The following is a 13,257-nucleotide window of genomic DNA, read 5'->3' as shown; positions in this document are numbered from 1 at the left end:
GTCGTCCGGCCGGCTCACGAGTCGCGGCTGGACGTCGGCTGCATCCGGCTAGTATCGGTCAGCCAGCCAGATGCTGCGAATCTGCTCGGCCAGCTGCATCGGGTCGAATGGTTTGATGATCACATCGCGGGCGCCCAGCTTGCGCAGGTGTTCGATCTCGCCGGGCTGCACCTTGGCCGTCATGAATGTTACCGGAATCCGCTCCAGGTCGATGCGCTCGCGCAGGTTGAGCAGCGTCTGCGGTCCATCCATGCCGGGCATCATCACGTCGAGCAGGATGAATTCCGGAGCGAAGGCTTCGACCTCTTCCAGCGCCTGGGCGCCCGAGGAGCAGGACAGCACCTGGTAGCCGCCAATGGCCTCCAGGGCCAGCTTGGTCACCGCCTGGATGGAGGGGTCGTCTTCAACGTGCAGGATGCGCCGGAGCTCGGCCATTGTGCCTCCGTGGGTCGGTTTGCATGGGCGTCCGCATCAACGGAAGCATCAGGATAGTTCGGCCGCGGCCGGCACGAGCGGCAGCTCGCACCAGAAACAGGCGCCATGGCCGGGTTCGGAATCGAAGCCGATCCGGCCGTGCATGTGTTCGATCAGCTCCTTGCTGATGGCCAGGCCCAGCCCGGTGCCGCCCTTCTGGCGCGTGTCGGAAGAGTCGGCTTGGGAGAACTTCTGGAAAATCCGCGCGCGAAACTCCGGCGCGATGCCCGGGCCCTGGTCGCGCACCCAGATGCGAACCCAGTCGCCGCGGCGCTCACCACCCAGCCGGACGGTGCCATCCTGCGGCGAGAATTTGACCGCATTGGAGATGAGATTAGCCAGTACCTGCTGCAACCGGTCGTCGTCTGCCATCAGCTGCAGCGAGGGTGTCGGCAGCAGTTCGAGCTGCACGCGGTGCTGCGCGGCGTAGCCCTGATTGGCACCGACTGCCAGTTGCAGCTGTACCTGCAGCGAGTGCGCGCGCAAGGCGAGCGCCATCTTCCCCGCGACCAGCTTGTCCATGTCGAGCAGATCGTCGACCAGGCGGCCAAGGCGCAGGCTGTTCTGGTGGGCGATGTCGAGCATCTGGCGCATGCTCGGCGACGGCTCGCCCAGCGCGCCGCCGACGATCAACCCGAGTGCACCGGAGATCGAGGTCAGCGGGGTGCGCAGTTCGTGGCTGACGATGGACACCAGCTCGCTCTTCATCCGCTCGATGCGCTTGCGTTCGGTGATGTCGCGCACCAGCCCGATGAACTTGCGCTCGCCGTGGTGGCTGATCTGCGACACGCGCAGCTCGATGGTGAAGGTGTCACCGTTGCGCCGCAGCGCGGTGAGTTCGCGGTTCTGCTCCAGCGCGCGCGAGGTGCCGCGCTGCGTGTAGTGATCGAGATAGCCGTCGTGGGCGGAGCGGTCCGGCTCGGGCATCAGCATCGACAGGTTCTGGCCCAGAACCTCCGCGCTGCTGTAGCCGAACATTTGCTCGGCGGCGTGGTTGAAGGTTTCGATGATGCCGCGGGCATCGATGATGATGATCGCGTCGATCACGTTGTCGAGCAGCATGCTCAGGTAGCGCTCGCGCTCCAGCATCTCGGCCTTGGCCAGGGCCTGGTCGGTGACGTCCCAGATGAAACCGTCGCACCAGCCGATCGGGTCGTCACGCTCATGCAACACGCGGGCTCTTTCCCGCACGAAGACGGTTCGACCTTCGGCGTTGATAAGCCGGTAGATGCCTTCGAAGCTGTCCTGCTCGGGATGCTGGCGCGCCAAGGCCAGGTCGTCTGGATGGATCAGGCTGGCATAGCTGCGTACCGGATCGCCGACGAAGTCGCTGGCCGGATAGCCGGTCAGTCGCTCGATGCCATTGCTCAGATAGCTCATGTTGCGTTCGCCATCGTTGCGGCAGCGGTAGACCACTCCGGGCAGGTTGCCGACCATGGCGCGAAAGCGACTCTCGCTTTTCTGCAGCGCGCGGGTGGTTTCCATCAGTTCGGTGATTTCGGTGACGAAGCCGTGCCACAGCACCGAACCGTCAGGCAGCCGCTCGGCGGTGGCGCGGCCTTCGGCCCAGAGCAGACCTCGTTGCGGATGGTAGATGCGGAACTGCACCGCGCCAGTACCCGGACGCGCGGCCAGGCGCAGCAACGCAAGCTTCAAGCGGGACAGGTCCTGCGGGTGCACACGGCATAGCGCCTGGGCGGCATCGTCCAGCAGACGCTGCGGATCGGTGCCATAGAGTTCGCGAGCACCCTCGCTGACATAGATGAACGCGTAACGGCCGTTGGCGAAGCGCTTGAGCTGAAACACCATTCCCGGCAGCAGGCTGGCGATCTTCTGGGCACGGTCGTACAGGCGTTGCTGGCGGCGGCTCTGTTGCTGCTGGGCGAACCGATGCTGCCGTTGCACGCTGAGGCGCCTTAGCAGCAGGAACGCCAATGTCAGCAGCAGGGCTTCGGCGATGAACCAGGCCAGGCTCCATTTGACCAACAGCCGGCGCTCGGCGCGCTGGTGCTCGGCTTGCATGCTGCTGATGTCACGCCAGACCAGCGCCACTGCCAGCGGCGCAGGAGTAGGTCGGGCCTGGTTATCGGTCGGTAGCGGAATCTGGTTGAGCATGTAGATGCGCCCATCAGCGCTCAGCAGGCGCAGCACCATGCCGCTCTCCGGTTCCGGCAGCATCCCGGCCTGCGCCCAGTGCAGGATCTGCGTTGCCGAGTGGCCAGTGAGCCGCCAGTCGCTACCGGAGTGCAGTTGAACGCCGCTGGGCGCGTCCAGTCCGGCTGCCTGCAAGGCGGCGCGGTTGACCACCAGCGCCAGTCCGGCGGCGAGCTGATCGCTCAGCTCGGCCAGGTCCGGCAGAACGTTGTAACCCACTTCCAGCGCGCCGATAGGCTCGCCGGCGCGCTCATCCTCGGCATACAGCGGGACGATTGCCCGGCTGCTGGCGCCGCGGAGGTCGACCTCCACCCCGGTCTGCATGACGCCGTCGCGCAGCGCCTGTTGCAGCATCGGCCGGCGGGCCGCCTGCGCGTCGCCGAACCGTTCAGGCTGCTGCATGCGCAGCAGGGTGAGTCCGCTATCGCCCCAGAACAGCTGCAGCTGCATACCCTGGTAGCGTTGCATCGACGACCAGGCGGGCGTCAGGGCTGCTTGCAGGCGCTGGCGGGCCAGTTCGATGCGCGCGTCGTCCAGCGTCGCGCCGGCGCGCAGCGCGCTGTCGATACGCCGCATCTGGCGCTGGACTTCCACATTGCCGGCCAGCGCGCTGGCGACCATGTCGGCCTGGCGTTGCTGATTGGACTGCGCACTGCGTAGGGCCAGGCTCTGCAGCTCGCCATGGGTCTCGATCTCCAGCTGCCAGGCGGCATCGCGGGCGCGGTAATCGTTGAACGCCAGGCTGCCGAACAGCAGCACGAGCAGCAGGCTGCCAAGCGCGAAGGTCCAGTGCGGTGTGGTGCCGACGTTGTTCATCGACGTGCCGACCGCCGCTGAGGATGGTCAGCCTGCATCGCACGTACGCAGCGATAAGCATGCTCTGCGCTGTCGCGGGCGTTTGACCTATGCATGTGCCGCACCATCCTGAGGGAAAAGGAGCAATGATAGCTCTATGCCAGTACTGGCCGGTAGCGAGCATTGCCGGCGCGGCCGGCACCCGCAGTTTGCCGCGGGTGATTGATTGCAGCCGAGGCTGGTCAAAAAATCACCAGAATTGCGACGGTCGGTCGACCGTCGTGTTCGTCCTATCCCGGGGGAGTGATAGGCTGCAGACAGTTCAGCAGCGGCGGAGGTCGTCGGTGCGGCTAATCCAAGAGGCACCCCGTTACTATGTGGCACACCGGTTTACTCGACCTTTCGGTCTGGCAACTCATCGCGACCACGCTGCTGCTGACTCACGTCACCATCGTCAGCGTTACGGTCTACCTGCACCGCTATTCGGCGCACCGCTCGCTAGAACTGCACCCGGCGCTCAAGCATTTCTTTCGTTTCTGGCTGTGGCTGACCACGGCGATGAACACCCGCGAGTGGACCGCCATCCACCGCAAGCACCACGCCAAATGCGAAACGCCTGACGATCCGCACAGCCCGGTGCACAAGGGCCTTTCGACGGTCGTGCGCAAGGGCGCCGAGCTGTACATGGAAGAGGCGAAGAACGAAGAAACCCTGCGTATCTATGGCAAGAACTGCCCGGATGACTGGATCGAGCGCAACCTCTATTCGCGTTTCCCGAATGCCGGCATCGTGTTCATGCTGCTGATCGACCTGGCCCTGTTTGGTGTCCTCGGCCTGACCGTCTGGGCGGTGCAGATGATCTGGATTCCGTTCTGGGCCGCCGGCGTGGTCAACGGCCTCGGCCATGCGGTCGGCTATCGCAACTTCGAATGCCGCGATGCGGCGACCAACCTGGTGCCCTGGGGCATCCTCATCGGTGGCGAAGAGCTGCACAACAACCATCACACCTACCCGAACTCGGCCAAGCTCTCGGTGCGCAAATGGGAGTTCGACATGGGCTGGGCCTGGATACGCCTGTTCAGCCTGCTCGGGCTGGCCAAGGTCAACCGCACCGCGCCGATTGCCCATCGCATCGAAGGCAAGCAGCAGCTGGACATGGACAGCGCCATGGCGATCCTCAACAACCGTTTCCAGATCATGGCGCAGTACCGCAAGCTGGTCATCGTGCCGCTGGTGCGCCAGGAACTGGGCCGCGCCGACGCCTCAGTGCGTCACCAGCTGCGTCGTGCCAAGCGCCTGCTGGCCCGTGAGCCGAGCCTGTTGCAGCAGGAACAGCAGGCGCATATCGACGACATGCTGGCGCAGAGCCAGGCACTCAAGGTGATCTACGAGAAGCGTCTGGCGCTGCAGCAGATCTGGACCCGGACCAGCTCGAACGGCCACGACATGCTTGCCGCCATCAAGCAGTGGGTGCACGAGGCCGAGGCCAGCGGTATTCAGTCGCTGCGCGAGTTCGCCGAGCACCTGCGGACCTACTCGCTGCGCCCATCCGTCGCCCCGGCCTGACCTTCGATCGGCTCGAGCGGCAGGCGTCTGCGGCCCCGGAACTTTGCGCCGCGCCGACTTTCTGAACTGCACTCTAAACTATGCAGTACCGCCGCCATGCGCGGCGGTCGTTTCAGGAAGAATGGCTATGCGGCTGGCGAGCAATCAGAGTGATTCGGGAATGAGGATGCCACCGGGCGGCGACGCGCAGACGTTGCTGGCGCTGATCCACGCACGGGCCGAAGCGGCCCGTCTGGGCGAGCGTGAGCAGCTTTTCAGCACCCTGCTGGGTGGCGTCAATGCCGTTCTCTGGGCATTCGACTGGCAGGCGCAGCGCATGATCTACGTCAGCCCGGCTTACGAACGTATCTTCGGCCGCTCGCCGGCCCTGCTGCTGGCCGATTACGGCGAGTGGCGCAACGCGATCTATCCGGATGACGTCGAGTTCGCGCAGAAGAGCATGCTCGCCGTGCTCGACGAGGGTGCCGTGGAAACCCGCGAGTACCGCATCATCCGTGGTGACGGGCAGCTGCGCTGGTTAAGCGACAAGTGCTTCATCGGCCGCGGCGCCGATCGCGGCCAGGGCCCGATCATCGTCGGCATCGCCGAGGACATCACCGAGAAGAAGCAGCTCGAGGGCGAACTGCAGCGTCTGGCGACCACCGATGTGCTAACCCAGAGCAGCAACCGCCGGCACTTCTTCGAATGCGCCCGCATCGAGTTCGAACGGGCGCGGCAGTTCGCTTCTTCGTTGGCGTTCCTGCTGCTGGATATCGATGACTTCAAGCGTATCAACGACACCCACGGCCACCAGATGGGCGATCAGGTGCTGCAGAAGGTCGCCCGCTGTGGCGCATCGGTGCTGCGCCAGAGCGACCTGTTCGGCCGCATCGGTGGCGAGGAATTCGCCGCCGTGCTGCCGGGCTGCCAGCCGGATCTGGCCGAGCAGATCGCCGAGCGCCTGCAGCGCGAAATCGAACGCGTGGTGTTCACCGCCGAAAATGGCGAGCGTTTCCGCGTTACCGCCAGTCTCGGTCTGACCTACCTCAGGGCCAACGACGCCGAGCTGAGCACGGTATTCGCCCGTGCCGACGCGGCGATGTATACCGCCAAGCGCCTGGGCAAGAACCAGGTGATCGTCGGCTGAGACCCTGCCGGGGATGCCGGTCAATTGGCCAGCTCGTCGTAACCTCCGCCGGTGAACTGCAACAGGCAGAAACCATGGCCGAACGGATCGGCCATCAGCGCCTGCTTGTGCCCGACCTGAGCGGTAATCGGTTGTTCCAGGCGTGCGCCATGGGCGATGGCCCTGGCCGCGGCGGCTTCGATATCGGTCACGACGAAATCCAGATGGATCGGCGTCCAGTGGCGCTCATAACTGCGCTGCTGGGTTCTTCCCGGGGTTGCGGCGCTGCCCGCGCCCTTGAGCAACAGATAGATCGGTGTCGGACCGCCGAGCATCTCCACCGCAAAGCTGCCGAGGCGGCGGCCTTCACGAAGGTCGAACACCGACTGGTAGAAATCGACGGCCCGCTCCAGATCGTCGACATCCAGGTTCACCAGAAACTCCATCGAATCTCCTCGTACCTGCCAGGGCAGGCTGAAGGCAACCGCGTCAGCGTAACAGCGGTGCCGGCTGCTGCTGGGTGATGCAATGGATATTGCCGCCGCCAAGGAGAATCTCGCGACCCGGCGCCATCACCACCTGATGCTCCGGAAACACCTGCGCCAGGATGCGTTCGGCTTCGGCATCCAGCGGGTCACCGAAGGCCGGCGCGATGATGCCGCCGTTGACGATAAGGAAATTCACGTAGCTGCCGGCCAGGCGAACCGATGGATCGCGCGGCTGGCTGCCATCCAGCGCGACGACGCCGGCGCATTCCTCGGCGGTTGCGTGCAGCGGGCCGGGGATTGGCATCTTATGCACTGTCAGCGCGCGGCCCTTGGCATCGCGGGCGTTCTGCAGCACAGCCATGGCCGCCTGGCAGCGCTCGAAGTTGGGGTCGTTCGCATCGTCGGTCCAGGCCAGCAGCACTTCACCGGGGCGCACGAAGCAGCAGAAGTTGTCGACGTGGCCGTCGGTTTCATCATTGAACAGGCCGTGGGGCAGCCAGATGATGCTGTCGACCGCCAGGTGCTCGCGTAGCACCGCCTCGATCTGCTCGCGGGTCAGCTGCGGGTTGCGGTTGCGATTGAGCAGGCATTCCTCGGTGGTGATCAGCGTGCCTTGGCCGTCGACATGAATCGAGCCGCCCTCGAGCACGAAGCCCTCGGTGCGGTAGCGGTCGCAGTACTCGATCTCGAGGATCTTGCGCGCCACTTCGTCGTCGCGCTGCCAGTCGGCATAAAGACCACCGTCTTCACCGCCCCAGGCGTTGAACGTCCAGTCCACGCCGCGCAGCCCACCGTTGTCGTCGACAATGAAGGTCGGCCCGGTGTCGCGCACCCAGGCATCGTCCGTGCTGATTTCCACCACGCGGATGCGTGGGTCATTCAGTGCCGCGCGGGCGGCGAGGTACTCCTCGGCGCTGGCGCAGACGGTGACCGGTTCGAAGCGGGCGATGGCCTTGGCGACCGCAGTGAAAGCCGCCTGCGCGGGACTGCCGTTGTCTCGCCAGTTGTCCGGGCGCTGTGGCCAGACCATCCAGGTCTGGCTGTGCGGTGCCCATTCAGCGGGCATGAAGTAGCCATCGGTACGCGGGGTGGTAGTCAGGGTGGTCATAGCGTATCTCTCATGAGGCGGGAAGGGCACAGGCCCCTCCCGCCGTTTGCGTCAGCGGGAGCTCATTCGGACGGCTGCGAGCCGTCCAGGGTCCGGATCGAGCCGTAGAGGTTCGGCCGGCGATCGCGGAACACGCCCCAGGCGCTGCGGATATGCTCGAGCTGATCGAGATCGAACTGATGCACCAGCACGCCTTCGCTGGTTTCGTCCATTTCCTCGACCTTGGCGCCGAACTGGTCGGCGATGAACGACGAGCCGTAGAAGGTGATGTCGTAGCCATCCTGCTCTTCGCGGCCGATGCGATTGCTGGCGATCAGCGGCATCAGGTTGGCGCCGGCATGGCCTTGCTGCACGCGCTGCCAGTGGTCGCGCGAGGTGATGTTCGGGTCATGCGGCTCGCTGCCGATGGCGGTCGGGTAGAACAGCAGTTCGGCGCCCATCAGCGCCATGCTGCGGGCGGTCTCGGGGAACCATTGGTCCCAGCAGATGGCCACGCCGATCTTCGCGTAGCGGGTATTCCACACCTTGAAGCCGGTATCGCCCGGGTTGAAGTAGTACTTCTCGTGGTAGCCGGGGCCGTCCGGGATGTGGCTCTTGCGGTAGACGCCGAGCAGCTTGCCGTCTGCATCGATGATGGCGATGGAATTGAAGCGCGCACGGCCGGCGAGCTCGAAGAAGCTGATCGGCAGCACCACCTGCAGCTCGGCAGCAACCTTCTGGAAATGCTGGATGGCCGGATTTTCCTCGACCGGCGTGGCCAGTTGCAGGTACTCGGCATTCGGCTTCTGGCAGAAGTAGGGTGTCTCGAACAGCTCCTGAATAAGGATGATCTGCGCGCCCTTGGCGGCGGCCTCGCGTACCAGCTTGTCGGCATTGGCGATGTTGGCCTGGCGATCCCAGGAACAGGCCATCTGGGTGGCGGCAACGGTAACGACTCGGGACATGGAAACCTCGCGGCTGCGGTTGAAGGGACGGCGGCTATCGAAGGCGCAAATTTATTCGATAGTTATCCGGATTGATAGGGCATACATGATCTTCACGCCGATGAATAACGACCATTTGTCGATATTTATCGATCAGCTTTCGACTTGCTCCCGCTTCGGCAGGTAAGGCGGCAGATACAGCCCGAGGTAGGCGTCGAACACCCGCATGCCTTCCTCGGCCATCCGCGGCGTCAGGCTGCCGTACAGCTGTATGGATCGAGCATAGACGCGGTCGCCGAGTTCCACGGCTAACGCAAAGACATCGATGTCCTGCGGCAGCGGCGGCAGGGCGAAGTGGCGTTCGAACACCGTCTGCATCGCCTGACCGAGTTCCAGGTCCAGACGCTGGTCGGTCTGGGTGACTTCGCCGAGGCCGTGCTGCACCAGGATCAGCTGGCGGGCGGCGCTGTCCTGCTCGTATATCGCCAGCATGCGCTGCTCGATCAGTCGTGAGAGGTCGCGCCAGCTGGTCAGGCTTTGATGATCGATGGGCTGTTCGAGGCTGGCCCTGAAGGTCGCGTGGACGTCCGCCGTCAGTGCTGCGAGCAGCGCCGGCACACCGGAGAAGAAGTGATAGACGGAAGAAGGCGGAATGCCGGCGCGCTCGGCCACGGCATATACGGATAACGTCGTGGCGCCCTGCTCGGCGAGCAGTTCGCGGGCGCTGGCGAGAATCTGGCGAATGCGCGTCTGGCTGCTGGCGCGCGGGCGGCGACTGGGCGTCGCGGGGCTGGGCTTGGTCATCGGCCTATTTGAAGCCAGCACGGCGGCGGATGCAAACCGCCGTGCCGGATGCTTGGCGCTAGACGGTGTGCAGATACCAGTTGTATTCCAGGTCCGAGATCGAGTGCTCGAACTCGGCCAGTTCGCTCTCCTTGCAGGCGACGAAGATGTCGATGTAATCCGGGCTGATGTAGCGCGCCATGATCTCGCTGTCGTCCAGCTCGCGCAGCGCGTCGCGCAGGTTGGTCGGCAGGCTCTGCTCGACCTGCTCGTAGGAGTTGCCCTCGATGGGCGCGTCCGGCTCGATCTTGTTGGTCAGGCCGTGATGCACCCCGGCAAGAATGCTCGCCAGCATCAGATAGGGGTTGGCGTCGGCGCCGGCAACGCGATGCTCGACACGCACGGCGTCAGGGCTGTCGGTCGGCACACGCAGCGCCACGGTGCGGTTGTCCATGCCCCAGCACGGCGCATTCGGCACGTAGAACTGCGCACCGAAGCGACGATAGGAGTTCACGTTCGGACAGAGGAAGGCCATCGAGGCCGCCATGGTTTCCTGCAGACCACCGATGGCGTGGCGCAATGGCGCGCTTTCCAGCGGATTCTCGGTGGCGAATATATTGTTGCCATTCTTGTCGAGCAGCGAGATGTGCACGTGCAACCCATTACCGGCCTGGCCCGGATAGGGTTTGGCCATGAACGTTGTGTCCATCTCGTGGTCGTAGGCGATGTTCTTGATCAGCCGCTTGAGCAACACCGCGTAGTCGCAGGCCTTGATCGGGTCGGCGACGTGGTGGAGGTTGACTTCAAACTGCGCCGGGGCGCTTTCCTTGACGATGGCGTCGGCTGGAATACCTTGCTCCTTGGCCCCCTCGAGAATGTCCTGCAGGCAGTCGACGTACTCGTCGAGATCATCGATCAGGTAGACCTGGGTCGAGTGCGGGCGTTTGCCGGAAATCGGCGAGCGAGGCGGCTGCGGGCGGCCGTTGATGTTCTCCTGATCGATCAGATAGAACTCGAGCTCGAAGGCGGCGCAAATGGTCAGGCCGAGTTCGTCGAACTTGCTCACCACCTGGCGCAGCACTTCGCGGGGGTCGGCGAAGAACGGATCGCCGTCACGCTCGTGCATGGTCATCAGCAGCTGAGCGGTGGGCCGCTTCTGCCAGGGCTCCTTGCACAGCGTGTTGGGGATCGGGAAGCAGGTGCGGTCGGAGTCGCCGATGTCCATGCCCAGCCCGCTGCTTTCAACGGTGATGCCGTTGATGTCGAGGGCGAACAGCGAAGCGGGGAGGTTGATGCCTTTTTCGTACACCTTGTGCAGGCTGGCGCGCTCGATGCGCTTGCCGCGCACGACTCCATTCATGTCGGTGATCAGCAGATCGACGTACTGAACCTCCGGATGTTCCTTGAGAAATGCGTTAGCTTCGTTGAGCTGAACGGCACGCGGCGGGGCCATGATGAATTACCTTAATTGTTAAAAATTTCAATCATCAGATGCTTGTCTTGGAGTCAATCGAAAAGCCGGTTCACTGTCAAGAGTAGCCCGCCAGCGCCCCATGAATGCCCACAACAGGCCTTTTTTGGGGCATCTACAGCGCGCTGAAGTTATAGCTCGCCGAGCTAATGCTCGGGCTATTGTCTATAAAAATGAACAAGACTACTCTCCGGTATGCCTTATCCGAACGACGAGTATCCCATGTCGCGCAAGCCTCTGATCGGCGTTTCCGCCTGTACCAGGCAGATCGGCCACCACAGCTTTCACATCGCCGGTGACAAGTACCTGCGTGCTGCAGCGATCGCCGGCGTGCCGCTGGTGATTCCGGCGCTGGATGAGCTGATCGACCCGGCGACGCTGCTGGAAAGCTTCGACGGCCTGTTGTTCACCGGCTCGCCGTCGAACGTCGAACCCCATCATTATGGCGGGCCGGCGAGCGACGCCGGCACCCATCACGATCCGTTGCGCGATCGCCTGACCCTGCCGCTGATCCGTGCCGCAGTCGAGGCCGGCATTCCGGTGTTCGGTATCTGTCGTGGCTTCCAGGAAATGAACGTGGCCTTTGGTGGCAGCCTGCATCAGAAGGTTCACGAAGCCGGGCCTTACCAAGACCACCGCGAGCGCCCCGATGATCCGCTGGACGTGCAATACGGCCTCAGCCATGCGCTGCATGTGCAGCCCGGCGGCCTGCTCGAGCGACTCGGCTTGCCGGCGCAGATCCAAGTCAATTCCGTGCACGGTCAGGGTGTCGAGCGACTCGGCGGTGGCCTGCGCATCGAAGCCCTGGCACCGGACGGGCTGATCGAGGCATTTTCCGTCGAGCAGGCACGCAGCTTCGCCCTCGGCGTACAGTGGCATCCGGAATGGCAGGTTCACGAGCACCCGCATTATCTGGCGCTGTTCAGGGGCTTCGCCGAGGCGTGCGAGGCCCGCGCCCGGCAACGCTGACGGCCGACCCTGGCGGCTCTCCCCAGCAAATTGAGGTCAATATGAGTATCCAGCTCGACCAGCTCACCGGCTGGCTGAAAGAACACAAGATCACCGAAGTGGAATGCCTGATCAGCGACCTGACCGGGATCGCCCGCGGCAAGATTTCACCGACCAACAAATTCCTCGGCGAGAAGGGCATGCGCCTGCCGGAAAGCGTGCTGCTGCAGACCGTGACCGGTGATTACGTCGAGGATGACATCTACTACGAGCTGCTCGACCCGGCAGACATCGACATGTTCTGCCGGCCCGACCCGAACGCCGTATTCCTCGTGCCCTGGGCCATCGAGCCGACCGCCCAGGTGATCCACGACACCTACGACAAGATGGGTAACCCCATCGAGCTGTCGCCGCGCAACATCTTGAAGCGCGTACTGAAGATGTACGCCGATCGCGGCTGGCAACCCATCGTCGCGCCGGAGATGGAGTTCTACCTGACCAAGCGCTGCGAAGACCCGGACCTGCCGTTCCAGCCGCCGATCGGCCGCTCCGGCCGCCAGGAGACGGGTCGCCAGTCGTTCTCCATCGATGCCGCTAACGAATTCGACCCGCTGTTCGAGGACATGTACGACTGGTGCGAGGCTCAGGGCCTGGACCTGGATACCCTGATCCACGAAGAAGGCACCGCGCAGATGGAGATCAACTTCCGTCACGGCGAGGCGCTGCACCTGGCCGACCAGATCCTGGTGTTCAAACGCACCATGCGCGAGGCAGCGCTCAAGCACAACGTCGCCGCCACCTTCATGGCCAAGCCGATGACCGGCGAGCCGGGCAGTGCGATGCACCTGCACCAGAGCGTCATCGACCGCAACACCGGGCGCAACATCTTCTCCAACGAAGACGGCTCCATGAGCCAGCTGTTCCTGCACCACGTCGGCGGCCTGCAGAAGTACATCCCCGAACTGCTGCCGATGTTCGCGCCCAACGTCAATTCGTTCCGCCGCTTCCTGCCGGATACCTCGGCGCCGGTGAACGTCGAGTGGGGCGAAGAGAACCGCACCGTGGGTCTGCGCGTGCCGGATTCCGATCCGCAGAATCGTCGCGTCGAGAACCGCCTGGCCGGCGCCGATGCCAACCCCTACCTGGCCATCGCCGCAAGCCTGCTGTGCGGCTACATCGGCATGGTCGAGCAGCTGCCGCCGAGCCAGCCGGTCAAGGGCCGCGGTTACGAGCGGCGCAACCTGCGCCTGCCGCTGACCCTGGAAGCGGCGCTGGAACGGATGGAAACCTGCCGCGAGCTGGAGAAATACCTGAGCCCGAAATTCATCACCGGCTATGTCGCGGTCAAACGCGCCGAGCAGGAGAACTACCACCGGGTGATCAGCTCATGGGAGCGTGAATTCCTGATGCTGTCGGTGTAGGGCCGCTTCCGCCGGAGCCGG

General features: G+C 64.1%; 11 protein-coding genes. 4 read left to right on the top strand and 7 right to left on the bottom strand.

Annotation, left to right across the window (positions count from 1 at the left end):
- Positions 1 to 48: 48 nt before the first annotated feature.
- Together PSEST_RS20960 and PSEST_RS20955 are read right to left on the bottom strand one after the other, a co-directional pair.
- Complete coding sequence (locus PSEST_RS20960; RefSeq protein ID WP_015278919.1) at positions 49 to 435, bottom strand: response regulator; 387 nt, start codon at positions 433 to 435, stop codon at positions 49 to 51.
- A 48-nt stretch (positions 436 to 483) separates the two neighbouring features.
- Entirely contained in the window at positions 484 to 3,444 is a 2,961-nt protein-coding gene (locus tag PSEST_RS20955) for a PAS domain S-box protein (protein ID WP_015278918.1), read from the bottom strand.
- Positions 3,445 to 3,798: 354 nt separating this feature from the next.
- Between PSEST_RS20955 and desA the strand changes: the two genes are divergently transcribed.
- A complete protein-coding gene (gene desA / locus PSEST_RS20950) occupies positions 3,799 to 4,989 on the top strand; it encodes a delta-9 fatty acid desaturase DesA (RefSeq protein WP_015278917.1) in 1,191 nt (396 codons plus the stop codon).
- Between the two features lie 127 nt (positions 4,990 to 5,116).
- Entirely contained in the window at positions 5,117 to 6,115 is a 999-nt protein-coding gene (locus PSEST_RS20945; RefSeq protein ID WP_015278916.1) for a GGDEF domain-containing protein, read from the top strand.
- 20 nt (positions 6,116 to 6,135) lie between these two features.
- Here the strand turns inward: PSEST_RS20945 and PSEST_RS20940 are convergent, their stop codons facing one another.
- From PSEST_RS20940 to PSEST_RS20920, 5 genes are all read right to left on the bottom strand, one after another.
- Positions 6,136 to 6,540, bottom strand: a complete 405-nt coding sequence (locus PSEST_RS20940; RefSeq protein ID WP_015278915.1) for a VOC family protein — start codon at positions 6,538 to 6,540, stop codon at positions 6,136 to 6,138.
- 43 nt (positions 6,541 to 6,583) lie between these two features.
- A complete protein-coding gene (gene aguA / locus PSEST_RS20935; RefSeq protein WP_015278914.1) occupies positions 6,584 to 7,690 on the bottom strand; it encodes an agmatine deiminase in 1,107 nt (368 codons plus the stop codon).
- A gap of 62 nt (positions 7,691 to 7,752) precedes the next feature.
- Positions 7,753 to 8,634, bottom strand: coding sequence for an N-carbamoylputrescine amidase (gene aguB, locus PSEST_RS20930; RefSeq protein ID WP_015278913.1), 882 nt, complete (start codon positions 8,632 to 8,634; stop codon positions 7,753 to 7,755).
- A 132-nt stretch (positions 8,635 to 8,766) separates the two neighbouring features.
- On the bottom strand, positions 8,767 to 9,417 hold the full coding sequence (locus PSEST_RS20925) for a TetR/AcrR family transcriptional regulator (protein WP_015278912.1): 651 nt from the start codon (positions 9,415 to 9,417) through the stop codon (positions 8,767 to 8,769).
- 58 nt (positions 9,418 to 9,475) lie between these two features.
- Complete coding sequence (locus PSEST_RS20920) at positions 9,476 to 10,849, bottom strand: glutamine synthetase family protein (protein WP_015278911.1); 1,374 nt, start codon at positions 10,847 to 10,849, stop codon at positions 9,476 to 9,478.
- Between the two features lie 240 nt (positions 10,850 to 11,089).
- Here PSEST_RS20920 and PSEST_RS20915 point away from each other — a divergent pair, with 240 nt between their 5' ends.
- Both PSEST_RS20915 and PSEST_RS20910 read left to right on the top strand, forming a co-directional pair.
- Positions 11,090 to 11,836: a gamma-glutamyl-gamma-aminobutyrate hydrolase family protein gene (locus PSEST_RS20915; protein WP_015278910.1), complete on the top strand. Its 747-nt coding sequence runs from the start codon at positions 11,090 to 11,092 to the stop codon at positions 11,834 to 11,836.
- A 41-nt stretch (positions 11,837 to 11,877) separates the two neighbouring features.
- Positions 11,878 to 13,236, top strand: a complete 1,359-nt coding sequence (locus PSEST_RS20910) for a glutamine synthetase family protein (RefSeq protein ID WP_015278909.1) — start codon at positions 11,878 to 11,880, stop codon at positions 13,234 to 13,236.
- Positions 13,237 to 13,257 lie beyond the last annotated feature (21 nt).

The sequence above is a fragment of the Stutzerimonas stutzeri RCH2 genome (assembly GCF_000327065.1).
In the GTDB taxonomy this organism is placed as follows: domain Bacteria; phylum Pseudomonadota; class Gammaproteobacteria; order Pseudomonadales; family Pseudomonadaceae; genus Stutzerimonas; species Stutzerimonas stutzeri_AE.
This window is presented reverse-complemented; position numbering and strand designations above follow the sequence as displayed.

What these genes read in the sequence shown, in the direction of transcription:
- aguA (WP_015278914.1), bottom strand. Translation starts at nt 7,690, where the DNA reads ATGACCACCCTGACTACCACCCCGCGTACCGATGGCTACTTCATGCCC.
- PSEST_RS20940 (WP_015278915.1), bottom strand. Translation starts at nt 6,540, where the DNA reads ATGGAGTTTCTGGTGAACCTGGATGTCGACGATCTGGAGCGGGCCGTC.
- aguB (WP_015278913.1), bottom strand. Translation starts at nt 8,634, where the DNA reads ATGTCCCGAGTCGTTACCGTTGCCGCCACCCAGATGGCCTGTTCCTGG.
- PSEST_RS20920 (WP_015278911.1), bottom strand. Translation starts at nt 10,849, where the DNA reads ATGGCCCCGCCGCGTGCCGTTCAGCTCAACGAAGCTAACGCATTTCTC.
- PSEST_RS20925 (WP_015278912.1), bottom strand. Translation starts at nt 9,417, where the DNA reads ATGACCAAGCCCAGCCCCGCGACGCCCAGTCGCCGCCCGCGCGCCAGC.
- PSEST_RS20955 (WP_015278918.1), bottom strand. Translation starts at nt 3,444, where the DNA reads ATGAACAACGTCGGCACCACACCGCACTGGACCTTCGCGCTTGGCAGC.
- PSEST_RS20910 (WP_015278909.1), top strand. Translation starts at nt 11,878, where the DNA reads ATGAGTATCCAGCTCGACCAGCTCACCGGCTGGCTGAAAGAACACAAG.
- desA (WP_015278917.1), top strand. Translation starts at nt 3,799, where the DNA reads ATGTGGCACACCGGTTTACTCGACCTTTCGGTCTGGCAACTCATCGCG.
- PSEST_RS20945 (WP_015278916.1), top strand. Translation starts at nt 5,117, where the DNA reads ATGCGGCTGGCGAGCAATCAGAGTGATTCGGGAATGAGGATGCCACCG.
- PSEST_RS20915 (WP_015278910.1), top strand. Translation starts at nt 11,090, where the DNA reads ATGTCGCGCAAGCCTCTGATCGGCGTTTCCGCCTGTACCAGGCAGATC.
- PSEST_RS20960 (WP_015278919.1), bottom strand. Translation starts at nt 435, where the DNA reads ATGGCCGAGCTCCGGCGCATCCTGCACGTTGAAGACGACCCCTCCATC.